Below are 18885 nucleotides of genomic sequence, written 5' to 3' on the forward strand. Positions count from 1 at the left end.
ATTACGCGCAATTCTAATGAGATTCCTGACAAGGACTTAAACAAAGAATGGTTTCCTGAAAGCGGAATGAGCCGACCAGGCGCGTCGATGAACACGCATGGCCGGGACCGCTTTTAGGAGAATGGCATGTATCCGATGCGCTCTGTCTCGGTCCGGCGGGAGAATGCCGGTCGGGAAACCACTGATCTTGAAGCCCCTGATCTCGAAGCGAAGGCCCGGACTCGTGACGGCGAGACTGATCACGTATTCTCGGCAACAATGCTTGTGCCGGGCTGGCGCGTGCAGGAACGCATCGCCTTCCATGCCCAGCGCCAGCCGGACGAAATCGCCCTTGTCCAGGGGCCTGTCCGCCTGACCTATGATCAGATCAACGCGAGGGCCAATCGCCTCGCGCGCTATTTCGTGTCCTTGGGATTGCGGCCAGCGGCGCCGGTTGGCCTGTGTATGCGCAATGGTCTCGTATCCATGATCGCTTGTCTCGCCGTGCTCAAGGCTGGCGGCGCTTGCGTCCCGCTTGATCCCATCATGGGACCCCATTGGCTCGCCGCTTTCATCATCCAGGCGGGGATTGATGTCGCGATCGTGGACGATCACCATGCACTCGATCTTTTCGAAGATGCCCCGCGTCTCAATCTGCTCGATTATGAAAGCATCTCGGCGGCGGCGGAGTTAGAATCCGATGCCGATTTCGACATCGCCTGGGATACGGATTCCCTGGCTCTGATCCTGCCGGTCTCGCAGGTCGCGGGGCCGCGTGGCGTGGAAATGACCCATCGGGCCTTGCATCATTGTTGTGATCTTGCGCATGGTCTCGATTTTTCCGCTGCGACCGTGGCTTTGCAAATGGTCTTTGCTCCGCAAGAATTGGCTTGGTTTCAGAACCTGAGCCTGCTCATTGCCGGCGGCAGGCTCGTTTTTTATGGCGCCATCTGGCCGGAGACGGCGGAGATCGCGAATCTGATCCGTTCCGAGACGATCGACACGTCCTTTCTCACGCCGAGCCTTTGCGGTTGGCTCCTTGACGAGGATCCAAGCCTGTTCGCGCCTCTGGAGCGGGTCGTGATCGGCGAACAGGATTTGGCACCAGTGCCTCTGGCACCGATCCATTTGCGTATTCTTCTGCGCCAACTCGTCAAAAGGGGTGTTAAAGGCGCAACCAAGGGTGAGATCGTGTTGCTCTATGGTCCTGCCGAAGCGCCTGCCGCCCTGATGACGAGGCTCTGGCATGAAGATGATGCGGATGATGTCACACGGATCGTACCGGAGCCTCTCAACAATGCCCGCGTTCAGCTCCTCGACACGCGGCGGCGCCCCTGTCCCGATGGCGTCCTCGGTGAAATTTGTCTCGGTGGTGAAGGATTGGCGAGCGGCTATCGTCGTGATGAAAGACTCAGCCAGCAAAGTTTCATTCCTGATCCCGCTCAGCCCGAGGACAAGCTGTTCCGCACAGGCGATTACGCGCGGCGTCGCCTGGATGGCACGTTCGAAAGACTTGGCCGGCTCGATGAAAAAGTCATTTTGAGCGGTTACCGGGTCGAATTGAAAGCCATCGAACGGGTTCTGAGAGCGCAAAAGGGCGTGGCCGATGCTGTGTGTGATTATCGCCGCAGCCGCGCCTATGGGGAATCCGTGATTGCCTTTTTCGTTGAGGCGAGTCCCGGCGCGATCAACGAAACGCGGCTTCTTGCTGCCTTGCGCCGGCTGCTGCCGCCTTTCATGGTGCCGGATTTCCTACGCAAGCTCGAAACTTTGCCGCTTTTGCCGGATGGTCATCCCGACCGGCAGGCTTTGGCCGCTCTTCCCATGTTCGCACCGTCTCCGAAACAACGCCAGCCATCGTTTGGGATGAGTAAGGAGTTTCTGCGCGGAGCCCTGCGCCGTTTCGGTCTCGGACGGGTGCCAGAAGACAAAGCCATTTCTGGTTGAGCGGCTTTGAAAAGAAATGATATCAGAGGGTTTGGTTTGACCCATCAAAGCATCAAACCCAAAAGTGATCATCACTTTTGGGTTTGAGTTTATCCATCGACGATGATGCTTTCGAGATCGATCAGCTATTGGCGCCGAAGCCGCGGGTCGATTCGAACAGGAACCATGTCCGACGTTCGCCTTCATCGATCCAGTTTTCGATCAGGCTGGCGGTCGCGACATCATGGGCCGCGTCGCAGACACCATGTAATTCCCGCAGATAGGCGACCAATTGCTTATTATCGTCGCGCAGCTCCGCAAGCATGTCCTGCGGCTCGACATATTCGGCGTCATTATCGGCGATACGTTTTTCACTCGCGATCTGGCCGATGGAATGCAACGTTGTCGCGCCGATCTTGCGAGCTCGCTCGGCGATGGGGTCGGTCATGGCGAAGATCTGCGTCGCTTGCTCATCGAGCAGCAAATGATAATCGCGGAAATGACGGCCGCTGACATGCCAATGGAAGTTCTTCGTTTTCACGTAAAGAGCGAAGACATCAGCGAGGAGCCGCTTGAGACCCGCCGCAACTTCGCGCACGTCATTAGCGTGGAGATCCGTCGGCGTGCCGAGATATTCTTCGATATGAGTGACACTCGCGGATTGAGATTTTGCCATAAATCCTTGCTCCTATCGATAGAGCAAGGGGAATGCGCAGATTGCAGCGAAGTTCCGACTTGCGCAGGCTGGTCGGACACGGCCCGCCAGCACCGGCACCTTCGTATTTTCGAGGAAATATGAAAGTTTTCAGGAGCTAGCGGGAGCGAAAGAATTGTGAATCCTGTTCGGTCACGATGCCGTGAAAAAGAGAAGGCTTCGCTTCGGCGATCGCGAACCATTGAAGATCGGGTCGGGCCAAAGCACCAAAATTCTACCGCATACAATACTAGGCACGGTGCTGATTCATCTGTTCCTCAAACACATCATGGGATGCGACAATCAGGAGGATGATCACTTAGTCTTGAAGGCCGAGCGCTATTCTCACCTTCTGCGAATAGCCATAGACATCCTCACTCAAATGGAGATGTCCGAACCGATCGACGGTGGCGGTGAAATATTCCAGATGAATGGGCAGGGGCTTCGGCAGGGTGATATAGCGTTCCTTCTCCCCGAACAGGCCTTTGATGCGGCTTTCACTCCATTTCGGTCCAAGGACCGCTTCGGCAAAATGATAGGGCTCGTCGACCCGCACGCAACCGTGGCTGAAGGCGCGCTTGTCTTCTTCGAAATAATGCTTGGATGGCGTATCGTGGAGATAGACCGCATAATCATTGGGGAACATGAATTTGATGCGGCCGAGCGCATTGCGTTCGCCGGGCGGCTGGCGCACGACGAGATGCCCATCCCTTTTGAAGACTTCATAGCCGAGGCGATGCAGATAATTCGGATTGGCCGCGAGTTTCGGCAGCATTTCCTTTTTGAGGATCGAGGCCGGCACGTTCCAATAGGGATTGACGATCAGAAATTGCATCACATGGGAAAAGATCGGCGTCGGCGTTTCTTCCTTGCCGATGACGACACGGTGACGGCTCACCACCTCGTCCTTCTCGATGACGGCGACCTCGAAATCAGGCAGGTTCACCTCGATCCGATCGTGGCCGAGATCGTGCGGCATCCAGCGCCAGCGCTCCATATTGGCAAGAATTTCATGTTCGACATGCGGCGATAAAGGGGTGGCCGATAGCCGCGCACCCGAGAGAATGGCGCTGGTTTGCGGGGTGAGAACACCAGAAGCGGGCAGGCCATTGGCCCGCTGAAAATCGGCGACGGCCATGGAGACTTCGGAGTCATAGATTTCGGACGCGCCGTTTTCCGTTTGACCCTTGTCGAGTTTGCCATCGAGGCTCAACCGCGCCCGGATCAAAGCGACGCGCGGATCCCGCATACCGACGCGCAGAGGCGGGCCGGAGGGAATGAGCCGCCGAGCAACCGGCTGGCGTTCTTGCCGCATGGCGACGAGTTTGTCGCGCAAGGCGACATAGCCTTCCTGCTGCGGATTAAAACCGCGCAGGATCGTACCGGCCTCGGGGCCTGCTGCCGCGACGCTGGCGAGAATCAGGGAGGGGTCGGCAATCTCTGGCCGCGCGCCGATCAGCTTGCCGATCTCGTGTGGATCGATCCGACTGCCGCTTGCTTGCCGGCCATAGGCGACGACGGCCTCGGATAGGGCAAGATCGAGCGCCGCCTGCCGCGTTTCATCGAGGTTTGAATCGGCACTCGCATTGTCCGGGGGCAAAGCGGGAAGACGCGGGCCGAGATCAAGGCCATCTTCAGCCGCCGCCGCAAGACGCGGCAACAGGCTTCTCGCGGCGCGATTGGGATGGCCATCTGTAAACCAAAGCAGTGCGAAATCGCGCGCCGCGTAGAAGGCCGCGATCGCCTCGCGCTCACGTCTTTGTTCAGTGATGTGGGGGCCAGTGACAGGGCGCTCGGCACGGTCCTCGATCAGCTTTTGCAACGCGCTCGCCGGAATGGCTGGCGCCATGGCTGTTTCCGGCTTTTTGTCCGTGGCACTGTCCGGTTTGACGGAATCTTCGGACTGGACCGTCGGGGGCGTGGACGAAGCCGGCAGGGGAGAGGGCGCGCGGACCGACCGGAGTGTGTCGGCCTCGTCGGCATCTGTCTTGGCAAACTGGGTTTTGATGAAAGGCCGCTCGGTCAGCGGAATTTTGGCCAGTGGAATTTTGGCTGCTGGCGTTTTGCTGGGCGCAAGAGTTTCGGCGAAAGCGTCGGACAATCCGCCCGGCATGCCGAGCCCCGCGATCATCAACAAGGCGAGGCGAGAGGGCCGCGACGCGGCGGGACCCCGGCTCTTCCCAGGCGACCTCATCTTCGTCCCCTCTCACTTGATGGCGTGATGCGAAGTTTGGAAATTCATTCAGCCGAAAGTTATATTCAAGGCAATGCATGATTGCGCTGAAAAGCTCCGGCCAAGAGATTTTTATGCACAGGTGGCTCGGCTGCAACACCAAGCGGGCATGGAAGCAGTGCGCCACCGGTTTCAGGCGGCTGCACCGGCACGGTTTAACAAGCCTGCCATCGGATCGCTCAGGCCAAGCGGATCACCTTCCGCGCCCTGTTGCAATCCATATTCTTTCAACTTGCGATAGAGCGTCGAACGGCCGATGCCCAGCTTGCGCGCCATGGCCGACATTTGTCCGCGATAATGTATCAGCGAGAAGCGGATGATTTCCGCCTCCAGCCGTTCGAGCGGCAGGATTTCACCTTCATCATCAAGCAGACGCAGGACATGCGGATCACGTAATTCGACAGGCACGAATTCGGTCTCGCGCGCCGGCTGCAGGGCGACGGGGAGGGGGGCCGGCGGCACGCAAATGTCGAAGCCATGAACATGGGCGGCGATCTGCGGAAATTCGGTGACGGTCAGTTCATCGCCATCAGCGAGGACCACAGCCCGGAACACGGCATTTTCCAATTGCCGGACATTGCCCGGCCAGTCATAGGCGCAGAGCAGCGCCTCGGTCTCGGGGGTGAGGCCGCGCAGGGGCTTGCCTTCCTCCGCCGCGAAGCGGGTGGCGAAGGTCCGGGCGAGTTCGGTGATATCCTCGCGCCGGGCCCGTAACGCCGGCACATGGATGGGGAAGACGTTCAGGCGATAATAAAGATCCTCGCGGAACCGGCCGCGTTTGACCTGTTCGATCAGGTTGCGGTTGGTTGCGGAAATCAGCCTGATATCGACCTTGACCGGCCGTTTGGCGCCGATCGGATCGACCTCGCCTTCCTGCAGGGCGCGCAGGAGCTTGACCTGCGTTTCGAGCGGCAATTCGCCGATTTCATCGAGAAAGAGGGTGCCGCCATTGGCCTCGACGAATTTGCCGACATGCCGCTCATTGGCTCCGGTAAAGGCACCCTTTTCGTGGCCAAATAGGATGGATTCGACGAGGGGTTCGGGAAGCGCGCCACAATTGACGGTGATGAAGGGCTTGCCGCGCCGGTCGGAGAGACCCTGAATGGCGCGGGCGATGACTTCCTTACCGACCCCGGATTCCCCTTCGAGGAGGATCGGAATGGTCGATTTCGCGGCGCGTTCGCCGAGCCTTATGACGCGCTCCATGGCCTCGCTGCCGGCAATGAGATCCTTGAAGGAGAGAGCCCCTGCGGCATGGCGGTTCATGCGGCGGATTTCGTCTTCCAGCGCGTCGGCGCGAAGCGCGTTCTTGATCGAGACTTGCAGCCGCTCAGTGCCGACTGGTTTCACGACGAAATCGGCGGCGCCGGCGCGCATGGCGGCGATGACCGTTTCGATTGAGCCATTGGCGGTCTGAACGATCGCCGGCACGCGATAGCCTTCCTTACGGAGGGTTTTTAAGACGCCGAGGCCATCGATATCAGGCATGGCGAGATCGAGGATCAGAAGATCGAGCGGCGCATGGCCATGTCCTTGGCCCTGAGCCTGGCCTTGCGCCTTGACGCGGGCCAGCGCGGCTGCGCCGTTATCGACGGTTTCGGTCACATAACCGAAACGCTGCACCTGCGCCTCGAGCAGGCGGCGTTGGACCGGATCATCATCGGCGATCAAAATTCTAGGAGACATGGGACCTCATCTTCAGGGCTGACCGCCAAATGGTCGTTCAGGATCGATCCCAATGCTCGCTCAGGCCGATCACCCTTGTCCCCATGCTCCTCTATGACGGTAAATGGGCCATTAATGTCGCCGTCAACCTGCCCTGAAAAGAAACAATCACGTTCAAGCCGAGACCGTGGCGTGTCATTTTGTGAATCCGATCGAAGGCGCCGATCGCGATCGGGTTCAGGGTGAGGTTGTGGGACCGCTCTTGAATTTTCGCCATCGCTTTGAAGAAGCGAAAATTCAAGAAAGGAACCAAAGGTCGTTCTTCACGACCTTTGGCATGACGTGGCGCATCTCATGAAGTGCAGGGCTTTGTGATATGAAATGGCTGATTTTAAGAAATTTTTTATGAATCGATTCGCATTCACGAATAGAAACAGACCATGCGGCCAAATGAAGCAGTTTTGGCTTGCGCTGACCGTACTTAGCTGAGAACTTGAGGGACAAAATCACCTTATCGAGCGCAAACGATCCTTTGCGCGTCCGAAACCCTTACCTGCCCCGCGCGAGCGATGATGGTATGAGTTTGGTCGTCAGCAAATCCGTTTGATTTTATTCTCTTGGTGCCTATTTCATGATGGACGACGGTCAGGGAGCATCCTTGAACCGTTTCAATGAAATCAATGTGGGAAGGAGAATGTCATGCAAGGACCTCAACGTCTTGGTACTTTACTCGCCGGTTTCGCTTTCGCCAGCGTGATCGCCATGGGCGCGGCGCTCGCGGGGGGCACCCCCAATGACGCGGCCGGTGCCCAGGGTCATAATGCACCCTCCATCGCAGCCCCCACCGAAGGGGTCAGCGAGGGGAACCCGAACGCCAAGATCCTGCCCTATAGCTCCCTCGACCAGAAATCCGATACCGAGGAAGCCAGCGCGGCGCCGGAAGAACACGCAAAGTAAGCGGCACGACTCTTCTCGCAGAGTATCAGTCCAAAAAGAACCCGTTTTGGACTGATTTGACGTGTTGTCGGAGATCGCGAGCCTCGGTCCTGAAAGAACGATGCTCGGCCTTTTGTGCGTTTTGTGAGTGCTATAAACCTTTCTGATCGCATCAAATGATCCTAAAAGCGGGACATGCTTTTGGGATTATGGTCGGTTTGATGCTGTTGCCTTTTTTCAAGGTGAGGGATGTCATGCAGGAAAACCAACGTTGCAGTGGGTTACTGGCCGGTTTTGCCCTCCTCGGCATCGTCGTGGGCGTTTTTGTGAGCGTCCTGGCCACGGGAGTGGCGTTCGCTGGCGGCACACCCAATGATGCGGCGGGTGCCCAGGGTCATGATGCCCCATCCTCCGCCGAGCCAACGCCCGAAATCAGCGAAGGCAGCCCCGATGCCAAGGTTCTGCCCGATGACGATGATCCGGAAGATGTCGATGCGCCGTCGGAACGATCCGTGAGATAGCGATCCGCGAAATAGAATGACGTCAACCAGACGGTTCAAGCCGAAGTCCCAGGGGAAGCACCTGCCGGGGCTTCGGCTTTTTGTTCGAAAACGGGCTTTTTCTGCTTTAACCATGAATGTTGCTTCGCCGGCATATGATTCCGTTTACGAATTTTTGCTGTTTTCAAGACTTCGAAAAAAATCGCAAATATTCCAACGCCCTTTCACTCCCCCGTTTCGACGAGAATGTCCAAATGACACCACGTACTGCTCCCTACGGGACCTGGCTTTCGCCGGTTACGACCGATCTTATGACCGAGGCAGCGATCGGGCTTGGGGGGCTCGCCGTCGATGGGACAGATCTGTACTGGCTCGAAACGCGCCCAAGTGAAGGCGGCCGCACGACGCTTTGCCAGCGCCAGCAGGATGGCACGATCGTCGAACGCACGCCGGCGCCTTTCTATGTTGGCACACGGGTTCATGAATATGGCGGCGGCGCCTATGCGGTCGAAAACCGGACCATCATCTTCAGCGATCGCCGCGACGGATCGGTCTGGATCATCGAGGGCCAGGGGGAGGGAGCGGCGCCGCGCCGTATTCCGACGTCGGAAAATTGTCGCTACGCCGATTTCATCTTCGATCCGAACCATCCGCGCGTGCTCTGTGTCCGCGAGGATCATCGCGACAGGCCGCCGACCGATCCCAAATCCGCGATCGTCTCCTTGCCGCTCGATGCCTCGGACAAGGAGAGGGTGATCGTCGAGGGGCCGGATTTTCTGAGTTCTCCGCGCCTTTCACCCGATGGCAAGATCCTCGTCTGGTTGTCCTGGGAGCATCCCTTTATGCCCTGGGACTGGACGCGGCTGCATCTTGCGCCCCTCACGCTCTATGGCTCGATCACGCCGGCTGTGGTGCTCGCCGGCCGCGAGCGTGAATCCATCGTGCAGCCGGGTTTTGCACCTGATGGCACGCTCCATTTCTGTTCCGATCGCACCGGCTGGTGGAATCTTTATGCCTTGCGAGGCGATAAAATCGTGCCCGTGGCGCCGGTCGACGCAGAGATCGGCGGGCCGCATTGGGTCTTCGCCCAGCATTATTATGCCTTTTTGCCAGACAAGCGCCTCGTCGCCTCCATCGTGCGGGACGGTATCAGGACGGCTTGCGTGATTGATGGAGACGTGATTACGCCGCTGTCGCTCGGCCAGGGCCAAGCGGGGCAGGTGGCGGATTGTCCGCAACCGATCGGTCAAGGCCTCGCCTTTCTCGCGACGCCGCCGACGGCGCCGCCCGCCTTGAGCCTTGTCGATAAGCCCGAGGCCACAAAGATTCAAATTGTGCGGGTCGCGGCTCCCGCCGTGATCCCTGAGGAGACGATCTCAATCGGGGAACCGATCGATTATCCGAGCCGAGGCACGATTGCGCATGCCTTCTGGTATGCGCCGAAAAACGCCGATTATCAGGCTCCTGACGGCACATTGCCGCCGCTCGTCGTGCTCTCGCATGGCGGTCCGACGAGCATGACGACCAATCATTTCACGCTCTCGGTGCAATGGTGGACGAGCAGGGGTTTCGGCGTCGTCGATGTCAATTATGGCGGCTCGACCGGCTACGGCCGCGATTATCGCCGGGCGCTCGATGGGCAATGGGGCCTTGTCGATGTCGAGGATTGCCAGGCGGCGGCGCTTTATCTCGTGGAAAAGGGCCTGGTTGATCCCAACCGCATCGCCATCCGGGGCGGCAGTGCCGGCGGCTTCACCACTTTGGCGGCGCTCACGACGACACAGACGTTCAAGGCCGGCGCCAGTCTCTACGGCGTCGCCGATCTCATGCTGCTTGCGCGTGATACACATAAATTCGAATCGCGCTATCTCGATGGCCTCATCGGCCCCTTGCCGCAGGCGAAAGCGCTCTATGCCGAGCGCTCACCGATCAATCACATCGATCGGCTCACCTGTCCCGTGATCTTCTTTCAAGGCGAGGACGACAAGACCGTGCCGCCGAACCAGGCGGAAACCATGGTCGCGGCGCTCGAGGCCCGGCATCTTCCGGTCTCCTATTATCTCTTTGCCGGTGAAGGTCATGGCTTTCGCAAAGCCGAAACCATCCGCCGCGTGCTCGACCTCGAACTCGGCTTTTACGGCCGTGTCTTTGGCTTCGAGCCGCCCAATTTAAGCGAGCGCGTGGTCATATCTCTCATCGGGGACGATCATGAAGGATGAGTCTCGATGGGCTCTTTCTTCTCCCAAAGCGTAATCCCGGATGGATCGGCGGCTGCGGCAGCTTCGCCGATTCCGCGCCCGCGCAAGCAAAGATCCGGCGCGATCTCGGCGAGAGGCAAGAGGACAAACGGCCGGTTAAACAATTCCTTGTGCGGCAGGATCAGGTCTGGATCATCCAGCCATTCATCATCATAGAAAAGAATGTCGATATCGATCACGCGCGGTCCCCAGCGGATCGTCTCCTGGCGGCCGATGGTCTTTTCAATATCCTTGAGCGCGGCGAGCAGGGCATGCGGCGCAAGGCGTGTCGTTGCGAGCGCGCAGGCATTGGCGAAATCCTCCTGCTCGCGATAGCCCCAAGGCGCGGTGCGATAGAGGGAGGAGATTTTTGTGATCCTGGCCACGCCCCGCTCCATGAGCAGATCGATGGCGCGGCGGATATTGCCGGGCCTGTCGCCGATATTGCTGCCGAAACCGAGGCCGATCGGAACCGCTTTGTCAGGCATGAGCGCGCGCATTCCTGATCGCTGAAAAGATCTTGAAGGCGGCGACGTGCTCCGCGACATCATGCACGCGAAAAACTGAGGCTCCCCGTGTGGCTGCCACAAGATTGGCGGCGAGGGTTCCGATCAGACGATGATCGACATCGGCGTCGAGCAGAGCGCCGATAAAGGATTTGCGTGAGACGCCGACAAGAATGGGCAGGCCATAATCGCGCAAATGGTGGAGCTCTCTCAAGACGAGAAGATTCTGAGCCGCCGTCTTGCCGAAACCAATGCCAGGATCAAGCATGATGCGTGATGACGGGATGCCCGCCTTCTCGGCAAGATGCAGGGAACGGTCGAAGAAGCGGTGCAGATCGGCGAGAATATCGAGTTGCGCATCGATGTCCTCCCGGTTGTGCATCATGACAAGCCCGGCGCCGGTCTCGGCGATCGTATCGGCCATGGCCGGATCCTTCCGCAGGCCCCAGATGTCGTTCACGATCGTGGCACCAAGCGCGACGGCGCGGCGGGCGACTTCGGCCTTCATCGTATCGATCGAGACCGGCACGTTCACCGCCCGACAAATCTTGCCCAGCAAGGGATCGAGCCGCGCCAATTCTTCAGCCGCCGAGACGGGCCTATAGCCGGGCCTGGTCGATTCCGCACCTATATCGATCAGATCGGCACCCTCGGCCACGAGCTGTTTCGCCCGCGCGAGCGCCGCCTCGCTTGCATTGAACCGGCCACCATCTGAAAAAGAATCCGGTGTCAGATTCAAGATCCCCATGACCACGGGCTTTTCCCAGCACCGGGAAAACAAAAGATCGCGGCGCAGGGAAAGATCCCCGGTAGGGGCCAGATCGCCGGCCGATGGGTCTGATGCTCGAGCTATGACGTAAGCCTTTATAAAGACGAAAAATTCGTTCAAAGAGGATTCGAAGAGAAGGGACCGTTTTGCCGAGCGGCCTTGTCCTCGCCTGCCCGAGGTTCTACTTCAGTCTATACCGATCGCAATCTGGGATCTTCAATAAGGATCTCAAGTCCAGAGATCAAAAGCCCGAGGACCAAAAGCCCAAGGATCAAAAAACATGTCTCATCCCGGCAATTTCTTCGTCGGCCTTGCCGTCGCTGCCGTCGGCGTCGTTCTGTTCCTCGGTCTGGTGAATATGACGCGAGGCGGCAGTCCGAATTTATCACAAAAGCTGATGCGTTGGCGCATAGGCCTTCAATTCGTGGCGATCCTGATCATTCTTGGCGTGCTTTTGTACCGGGAAGGGATTTGAGGAGAGGCCATCGACGGCTCCAGGAGGGACGAATGCTATGGTTGTCTTGACGAGAATCTATACCCGTGGCGGCGATGGTGGGACGACCTCTCTGGGGACCGGCGAGAGGCGTAAGAAACAGGATTTGCGGATCGAAACTTACGGCACTGTCGATGAGGCCAATGCCTGCATCGGTCTTGCCCGGATCCATACCGCCAGCGAGGCGGCTCACGCCAAGCTCGACGCCATGCTTTTATGCATCCAGAACGATCTGTTTGATCTCGGCGCCGATCTCTGCATGCCGGAAAATACCGCGGCCAATCCCAAGGTTGAGGCTTTGCGCATTCTGCCGGCCCAGGTTGAGAGGCTGGAACGCGACATCGATACGATCAATGCAGGGCTCGAGCCTTTGTCCTCCTTTGTCCTTCCGGGGGGCACACCGGCGGCGGCGGCGCTGCATCTCGCGCGCACCGTTGCGCGGCGCGCCGAACGCCTGCTGTGCGCTTTGCGGGAGACGCCGGGCGAGAGTGTGGGCGCACCAACGCTGGCCTATCTCAATCGGCTCTCGGATTTCCTGTTCGTTGCGGCGCGTCATGTCAATCAGCAGGGCGCGGGGGACGTGCTCTGGGTGCCGGGCTTGAACCGATGATCTCGCCTCGAGGCGTTCATAATTTACGACAGGACGATGAAATAACCTCCTTTTTTCCAGAAAAACCTTTGCCTTTAAAGAAAATCACGTAAAATTTCGGGCCTGGATTTGACCGGAAGGCCAAGAGTCCTCTAAGATCATTGCGTGCCTTGCCGCCTTCGGGCGGCAATTTGATTTTTAGGCGTTTCGCACGCGAAGACGCGGGACCCCACGTCGGGCTTCCTGCCACATGCGTTGCACGCCTTGCTATCCAACTTCGCGGAGCCGCCAGTGACTTCGTCGCTGCTTCCCACCTATGCCAGGGCGCCGATTGCTTTCGAGCGGGGCGAGGGTGCTTGGCTGACCTCGACGACGGGTGAACGCTTTCTCGATTTCGGCGGCGGCATTGCCGTGGCGAGCCTTGGCTATAGCCATCCCCATCTCATCAAGGCGCTTCATGAGCAGGGCGACAAGCTCTGGCATACGTCAAATCTGTTCCAGATTCCTCAGGCCGAACGCCTGGCTGAACGGCTCACCGCCGTGAGTTTCGCCGATTTCGTCTTTTTCACCAATTCCGGTGCGGAGGCGATGGAAGGCGTGATCAAGACGGCGCGCAAATATCATGCGGCCTGCGGCCATCCGGAAAAGAACCGCATCATCACGTTCCAGGGCGCGTTCCATGGCCGCACGCTCGCGACCATCGCCGCCGCCGGCAATGAGAAATATCTTGACGGTTTCGAACCGCGTCTGCCGGGCTTCGACAATGTCCCCTTCGGCGATCTTGAGGCGGTCAAGGCCGCGATCAAGCCCGAGACCGGCGCGATCCTGATTGAACCCATTCAGGGCGAGGGCGGCATTCGTGTCGTCTCGCCGGATTTTCTGCAAGCCTTGCGCAAGCTCTGTGACGAACAGGGCCTGTTGCTCCTCTTGGACGAGGTCCAGAGCGGCGTCGGGCGCAGCGGCAAGCTCTTTGCCTATGAATGGGCGGGCGTGGAGCCGGATGTCATGGCGATTGCCAAGGGCATCGGCGGTGGTTTTCCGCTCGGTGCCTTCATGGCGACCCGGGAAGCCGCCAAGGGCATGGTCGTCGGCACGCATGGTTCGACCTATGGGGGCAACCCTTTGGCGACGAGCATCGGCAATGCCGTGCTCGATATCGTGCTGGAACCGAGCTTCCTCGCCCATGTCGAGGCCACCGGGGTGCTGTTGCAGCAAAGGCTCGTCGCTTTGCGGGAACGCCATCCAGAGGTGATCGCCGAATTGCGAGGCGCAGGTTTGATGCGTGGGATCAAGGTTACCCTTCCGGTCGCGGATTTCGCGGCGGCGGCACGCGCCGAAAAGCTGCTCGTCATCCCGGCGGGCGATAATGTCGTGCGCCTCCTTCCGCCGCTCATCATTGGCGAAGAGGAAGTGGATGGCGCGATCGAGCGTTTGGACGCGGCTTGCGCGGCGCTCAAAGCCCGAATCAACGCCAATAGCTCCTCTCTCCTGAGCGGAGCCGCTGAATGACGCCTCTCCCTGTGTCCGATCTCATCGTGCAGCCCAAACATTTTCTTGATTTGTCCCGGCTTGAAGCCAAGGATCTCCGCGCTATTCTCGATTTGGCGGCGGGTTTGAAGGCCAAGCGCCGGCGTGGCCAAAAAGCCAAGGAGCAGCCGCTCGAGGGCAAGGTCCTGGCGATGGTGTTTGACCAGCCCTCGACCCGCACCCGCGTTTCCTTCGATCTCGCCATGCGTGAGCTGGGCGGCGAGACCATCATGCTGACCGGTCAGGAAATGCAGCTCGGGCGCGGCGAGACCATCGCCGATACGGCGCGCGTTCTCTCGCGTTTCGTCGATGCGATCGTCATCCGCATCCTCAATCATGCCGATCTCCTGGAACTCGCCGAATATGCGGAAGTGCCGGTTATCAATGGCTTGACGAAACTCTCGCACCCTTGCCAGATCATGGCCGATCTCCTCACATTCGAGGAGCATCGCGGGCCGATCAAGGGCCGCACCATCGCCTGGACCGGTGATTCCAACAATGTGCTCGCAAGCTGGATCGAGGCCGCGCGGCGGCTCGATTTCACCTTGAACGTCGCCTGTCCGGCCGAGCTTTCACCCGCGCCCGAGCTCGTCGCTTTTGCCAATGCTCAGGGCAAGAGGCTGAATGTTCTGCGCGACCCCTTCGAGGCGGTGCGCGGCGCCGATGCGGTGATCTCCGATTGCTGGGTATCGATGGGCGATGAGGAAGAGGAAGCCCGCCGTCAGGCCTTGCTCTCGCCCTATCAGGTCAATGCCGAGCTGATGGCGACTGCAGCCAAGGACGCGATCTTCATGCATTGCCTGCCGGCGCATCGTGGTGAGGAAGTCACCGATGAGGTGATCGATGGGCCGCAATCGGTGGTCTTCGATGAAGCTGAAAACCGCCTGCATGCGCAAAAAGGCATTCTCGCCTGGTGTTTTGGAGTAACCGGTTCATGAATGAATCCGCCGCGCGCTTCGTCTCCGATAATGGCGAGGATGACAGCGTGCTGCCTTTCGCCGTGGAGCCGCTCGACGTGCGCGGCCGCGTGGCAAGGCTTGGTCCCTCGCTTGATCATATTCTGTCGCAACATCGCTATCCGGCCCCCGTTGCCCGTCTTCTTGGCGAGGCCGTTGTCCTGACCGTGCTGCTCGGCTCATCCCTCAAAATCGAGGGACGATTCCAGTTGCAGACGCGGAGCGAGGGCGCGGTCGATATGCTGGTTGTCGATTTCGATGCGCCGGACCGATTGCGCGCCTTCGCCCGCTATGATGCGCAAAGACTGGAATTTGCGGAACGCGGCACGGAATTGCTCGGCAAGGGCCATCTCGCCTTCACCATCGACCAGGGCAATGACATGTCGCGCTATCAAGGCGTCGTTGCCTTGGAAGGGCAGGGGCTGGAGGAAGCGGCGCATCAATATTTCCGCCAGTCCGAGCAGATCCCGACCTTCGTGCGTCTGGCGGTTGCGGAAAATATCACCGGTGGCGGGGCGGTCTGGCGTGCCGGCGGAATCATGCTGCAATTCCTGCCGAGTTCCCCCGAGCGGCAGCGGCAGGCCGATCTTCACCCGGGCGATGCGCCGGAAGGCCACGAGACGGAACCCCTGGCCGAGGATGATGCCTGGAGCGAGGCCAAGATCCTGGCCGGAACGATCGAGGATCACGAACTCGTGGATCCGACTCTTTCCAGCGAACGCCTGCTCTATCGCCTGTTTCACGAACGCGGCGTCAAAGTGTTCGCTCCGCAAACCGTGCATGATGCCTGCCGCTGCTCGCGCGATGGCATTGCCCGGATGTTGCGGAATTTCACGCCGCAGGAACGCCAGGACATGATCGGCGACAATGGCAAGATCGGGGTGACCTGCGAATTCTGCTCGACCTTCAGGGAGTTTGAACCCGAGGAACTCGAGACCCCATCGCCGGAAGACTGAGGCTCAGAGTGAGGCTCTTGGCGCGTCCATGACCTTTGCAAGGGCTCCCACTTGCCGCAAGGCCTCGCCCAGAACCATGGCGGCGGCCACCGCGACATTCAGGGAGCGCATCGGAGGCCGCAGCGGAATCACCACACGGGCATCGGCGCTCGCATGGACCGCTTCGGGCACGCCTGCCGATTCGCGTCCCATGAGCAGAATATCATCCGGCCGAAAGGTAAAATCCGTATAGGGCTGCGATGCCTTGGTGGACAGCAGCACGAGGCGGCGTCCGGTTTCGATTTGCCAGGCGCGAAAAGCCGTAAAGGAGACATGCCGCGACAGGGCGACTTGATCGAGATAATCCATGCCAGCGCGGCGAAAATGGCGATCGCTCACCGGAAAGCCGGCCGGCTCAATAATTGCCGCTTCGACACCGAGGCAGGCGCAAAGCCGCAGCATGGTCCCGCAATTTTGTGGAATATCAGGCTGATAGAGCGCGAGCATCAAGCTTGGTTTCGCCTCTGGCCTCTCGCCATCCTCGCGCTCCCTATCAAAAGACATTGATCATTCCATTTTGCTTGCATGCGCCGCGAACCAGAACGGGGCCCACTTTTTCGCGGCGGTCCCTTTCCGGGTGCTGTCGGAAGGGGATTTTCCTTGCCTTTTCAGCTTTATTCAGCGATTGAGACGCCAGGGAAACAAGTGCCGTTTTTCCCTGATCTTAGCCCGACTTCTGTCTTTCGAGGGTGGCGAAGCGTCGCATTGCGGCGCCCTTGAACTTGCTTCTATGACGACAATGCCCGTATGAGCAAGGATAGTGCGCGAACCCGCCGTGCCGTCTTTCATGATTGTTTCGCAAACCATCCTGAAAGATAGACCGGCAGCGCAGCCATCTCTCTCTTATGAAAGTCAGCCTATCGTCCTTTATAAAAAGTCGATAGGAGGGTTTGGCATAGGCATATCACGAGTTCGAGGATCAAGATCTTGGCCACCGCGACGATCGACGCACCGACCCGTAGGGATTTTCTCTTCATCGCGACCGGCGCCATGGGCGTCGTGGCAGCAGGCTCTGTTCTCTGGCCCTTGATTGATCAGATGAACCCTGATGCTTCGACCCTCGCCGCGGCAACGACGGAAGTGGATATTGGCAATATTGCCGAAGGCCAGATCGTGACCGTTAAATGGCGCGGCAAGCCGGTTTTCGTCCGTCACCGCACCAAAAAGGAAATTTCCGACGCCGAGGCCGTGCCGGTTTCCGAATTGCGCGATCCGCAGACCGATCAGTCCCGCGTCCAGAAGCCCGAATGGCTGGTCGTGATCGGCATTTGCACGCATCTTGGTTGTGTTCCGATCGGTCATGAAGGCCAGTACGAAGGCTGGTTCTGCCCCTGCCATGGTTCGGTCTATGACACTTCCGGCCGCATCCGTCAGGGGCCGGCGCCTCTGAATCTCGCGGTGCCGGCTTATCGCTTCGTCAGCGACACCAAGATTTCGATCGGCTGACCCACCCCTTTAATTCTTCCCCCGATCTTTCCCTTTAGCCTTGTGACTGTGTTCCTCACGCCTCGCTCGGTCGTGAAGAGCCAGTCCAAGGCGAAACCCTGAAAGAAGAGACGAGACCGATGAGCGGATCTTCAACTTATGTCCCGAAAAGCGGCCTGGCTCGATGGTTCGAGAGCCGGCTTCCGATCGTGGGATTGATACATTCCTCGTTCATCGTCTTTCCGACGCCGCGCAATCTCAATTATTGGTGGACGTTCGGCGGCATCTTGACCTTCATGCTGGTCGCGCAGATCGTGACCGGTGTCGTGCTGGTCATGCATTATACGCCGGAAACGACCCTGGCCTTCGCCTCCGTCGAACATATCATGCGCGACGTGAACTATGGCTGGCTGCTGCGTTATGCCCATGCCAACGGCGCCTCGATGTTCTTCATCGCCGTTTATATCCACATGCTGCGCGGGCTTTATTATGGCTCCTATAAGGCGCCGCGCGAGGTTTTGTGGATCATCGGCGTGATCATCTATCTGTTGATGATGGCCACCGGCTTCATGGGTTATGTGCTTCCCTGGGGTCAGATGAGCTTCTGGGGCGCCACCGTCATCACCAGCCTGTTCTCGGCGATTCCCTTCGTCGGTGATACGATCACCACTTGGCTGTGGGGCGGTTTCGCGGTCGATAATCCGACGCTCAACCGGTTCTTCTCGCTGCATTACCTGCTGCCCTTCATGATCGCCGGCGTTGTCGTCCTGCATATCTGGGCCTTGCATGTTCCTGGCTCGAACAATCCGGCGGGTCTCGACGTCAAAACCCCCAAGGACACACTGCCCTTCCATCCCTATTTCACCATCAAGGATGGGTTCGGCCTCGTCTGCTTCCTGGTCTTCTTCTCCTGGTGGGTCTTCTATGTGCCGAATTATCTCGGCCATGCGGACAATTACATCGAAGCCAACCCGATGCAGACGCCCGCCCATATCGTGCCGGAATGGTATTATCTGCCCTTCTACGCGATCCTGCGGTCGATTCCCTCCAAGCTCGGCGGCGTCATCGCGATGTTCAGCGCGATCCTGGTCTTCGCCTTCCTGCCCTGGCTCGATACGTCGCGGGTTCGCTCCGCCGCTTATCGTCCGGTCTACCGCTTCTTCTTCTGGGTCTTCGTCGTCTGCGCCCTGCTGCTTGGCTATATCGGCGCCCAGCCCCCGGAAGGCGGTTATGTGCTCGCTGGCCAGCTTCTCACCGCTTATTATTTCTTGCACTTCCTGGTGATTCTGCCGCTGATCGGCCTGTTCGAGACGCCGCGTGAACTGCCTGCGTCCATCGCGGATGCCGTCCTCGGCAAACACGAGGTTGCCGCAACGGCCAGTGCGACCACACACTAAGCTGAAACCAAACAGACACGCGGATGAGACCTGATCGAATGGGTCTCATCCAGCCTGA

Annotated in this window: 17 protein-coding genes; 11 read left to right on the forward strand and 6 right to left on the reverse strand. The window is 59.0% G+C overall.

Annotated elements, in window-relative coordinates; all coding sequences use genetic code 11:
* Positions 1-126 precede the first annotated feature (126 nt).
* A complete protein-coding gene (locus tag BIND_RS00705; RefSeq protein ID WP_012383155.1) occupies positions 127-1926 on the forward strand; it encodes an AMP-binding protein in 1800 nt (599 codons plus the stop codon).
* A gap of 121 nt (positions 1927-2047) precedes the next feature.
* On the opposite strand, the gene BIND_RS00710 is transcribed toward BIND_RS00705, so the two are convergent.
* The 3 genes from BIND_RS00710 to BIND_RS00720 all read right to left on the reverse strand — a co-directional run bounded on the left by BIND_RS00710 (position 2048) and on the right by BIND_RS00720 (position 6518).
* On the reverse strand, positions 2048-2581 hold the full coding sequence (locus tag BIND_RS00710; protein WP_012383156.1) for a Dps family protein: 534 nt from the start codon (positions 2579-2581) through the stop codon (positions 2048-2050).
* Between the two features lie 337 nt (positions 2582-2918).
* Positions 2919-4793 (reverse strand): L,D-transpeptidase family protein, encoded by a 1875-nt coding sequence (locus BIND_RS21860; RefSeq protein WP_012383157.1) that lies wholly within the window; start codon positions 4791-4793, stop codon positions 2919-2921.
* A gap of 171 nt (positions 4794-4964) precedes the next feature.
* The gene (locus BIND_RS00720; RefSeq protein ID WP_012383158.1) at positions 4965-6518 is read right to left on the reverse strand and encodes a sigma-54-dependent transcriptional regulator; all 1554 of its coding nucleotides are present in this window, start codon (positions 6516-6518) and stop codon (positions 4965-4967) included.
* 678 nt (positions 6519-7196) lie between these two features.
* Here BIND_RS00720 and BIND_RS00730 point away from each other — a divergent pair.
* From BIND_RS00730 to BIND_RS00740, 3 genes are all read left to right on the forward strand, one after another.
* Positions 7197-7454: a hypothetical protein gene (locus tag BIND_RS00730; RefSeq protein ID WP_012383159.1), complete on the forward strand. Its 258-nt coding sequence runs from the start codon at positions 7197-7199 to the stop codon at positions 7452-7454.
* A gap of 233 nt (positions 7455-7687) precedes the next feature.
* Positions 7688-7954 (forward strand): hypothetical protein, encoded by a 267-nt coding sequence (locus tag BIND_RS00735; RefSeq protein ID WP_012383160.1) that lies wholly within the window; start codon positions 7688-7690, stop codon positions 7952-7954.
* A 233-nt stretch (positions 7955-8187) separates the two neighbouring features.
* Complete coding sequence (locus tag BIND_RS00740) at positions 8188-10152, forward strand: S9 family peptidase (protein WP_041778264.1); 1965 nt, start codon at positions 8188-8190, stop codon at positions 10150-10152.
* Here BIND_RS00740 and folK read toward each other — a convergent pair.
* Both folK and folP read right to left on the reverse strand, forming a co-directional pair.
* A complete protein-coding gene (gene folK, locus BIND_RS00745; protein ID WP_012383162.1) occupies positions 10140-10658 on the reverse strand; it encodes a 2-amino-4-hydroxy-6-hydroxymethyldihydropteridine diphosphokinase in 519 nt (172 codons plus the stop codon). The genes BIND_RS00740 and folK overlap by 13 nt on opposite strands.
* Positions 10651-11424, reverse strand: a complete 774-nt coding sequence (folP, locus tag BIND_RS00750) for a dihydropteroate synthase (protein ID WP_012383163.1) — start codon at positions 11422-11424, stop codon at positions 10651-10653. The genes folK and folP overlap by 8 nt, the downstream gene beginning before the upstream one ends.
* A gap of 301 nt (positions 11425-11725) precedes the next feature.
* Here folP and BIND_RS00755 point away from each other — a divergent pair, with 301 nt between their 5' ends.
* The 5 genes from BIND_RS00755 to BIND_RS00775 all read left to right on the forward strand — a co-directional run bounded on the left by BIND_RS00755 (position 11726) and on the right by BIND_RS00775 (position 15966).
* Positions 11726-11920 carry a twin transmembrane helix small protein gene (locus tag BIND_RS00755; RefSeq protein ID WP_012383164.1) on the forward strand — a complete coding sequence of 65 codons (195 nt, stop codon included), beginning with the start codon at positions 11726-11728 and terminating at the stop codon, positions 11918-11920.
* Positions 11921-11957: 37 nt separating this feature from the next.
* Positions 11958-12548, forward strand: coding sequence for a cob(I)yrinic acid a,c-diamide adenosyltransferase (locus BIND_RS00760; protein WP_012383165.1), 591 nt, complete (start codon positions 11958-11960; stop codon positions 12546-12548).
* A 270-nt stretch (positions 12549-12818) separates the two neighbouring features.
* Positions 12819-14036, forward strand: a complete 1218-nt coding sequence (locus BIND_RS00765; protein ID WP_012383166.1) for an aspartate aminotransferase family protein — start codon at positions 12819-12821, stop codon at positions 14034-14036.
* On the forward strand, positions 14033-14992 hold the full coding sequence (argF, locus tag BIND_RS00770; protein ID WP_012383167.1) for an ornithine carbamoyltransferase: 960 nt from the start codon (positions 14033-14035) through the stop codon (positions 14990-14992). Before BIND_RS00765 ends, argF begins: the two co-directional genes overlap by 4 nt.
* Positions 14989-15966, forward strand: a complete 978-nt coding sequence (locus BIND_RS00775) for an Hsp33 family molecular chaperone (RefSeq protein ID WP_012383168.1) — start codon at positions 14989-14991, stop codon at positions 15964-15966. The genes argF and BIND_RS00775 overlap by 4 nt, the downstream gene beginning before the upstream one ends.
* 3 nt (positions 15967-15969) lie before the next feature.
* On the opposite strand, the gene BIND_RS00780 is transcribed toward BIND_RS00775, so the two are convergent.
* Positions 15970-16509 carry a tRNA (cytidine(34)-2'-O)-methyltransferase gene (locus tag BIND_RS00780; protein ID WP_012383169.1) on the reverse strand — a complete coding sequence of 180 codons (540 nt, stop codon included), beginning with the start codon at positions 16507-16509 and terminating at the stop codon, positions 15970-15972.
* Between the two features lie 423 nt (positions 16510-16932).
* Here BIND_RS00780 and petA point away from each other — a divergent pair, with 423 nt between their 5' ends.
* The gene (gene petA, locus BIND_RS00785) at positions 16933-17451 is read left to right on the forward strand and encodes a ubiquinol-cytochrome c reductase iron-sulfur subunit (protein ID WP_012383170.1); all 519 of its coding nucleotides are present in this window, start codon (positions 16933-16935) and stop codon (positions 17449-17451) included.
* A 119-nt stretch (positions 17452-17570) separates the two neighbouring features.
* Positions 17571-18827 (forward strand): cytochrome b, encoded by a 1257-nt coding sequence (locus BIND_RS00790; RefSeq protein WP_012383171.1) that lies wholly within the window; start codon positions 17571-17573, stop codon positions 18825-18827.
* Positions 18828-18885 lie beyond the last annotated feature (58 nt).

It is taken from the genome of Beijerinckia indica subsp. indica ATCC 9039 (assembly GCF_000019845.1).
GTDB classification, from domain to species: domain Bacteria; phylum Pseudomonadota; class Alphaproteobacteria; order Rhizobiales; family Beijerinckiaceae; genus Beijerinckia; species Beijerinckia indica.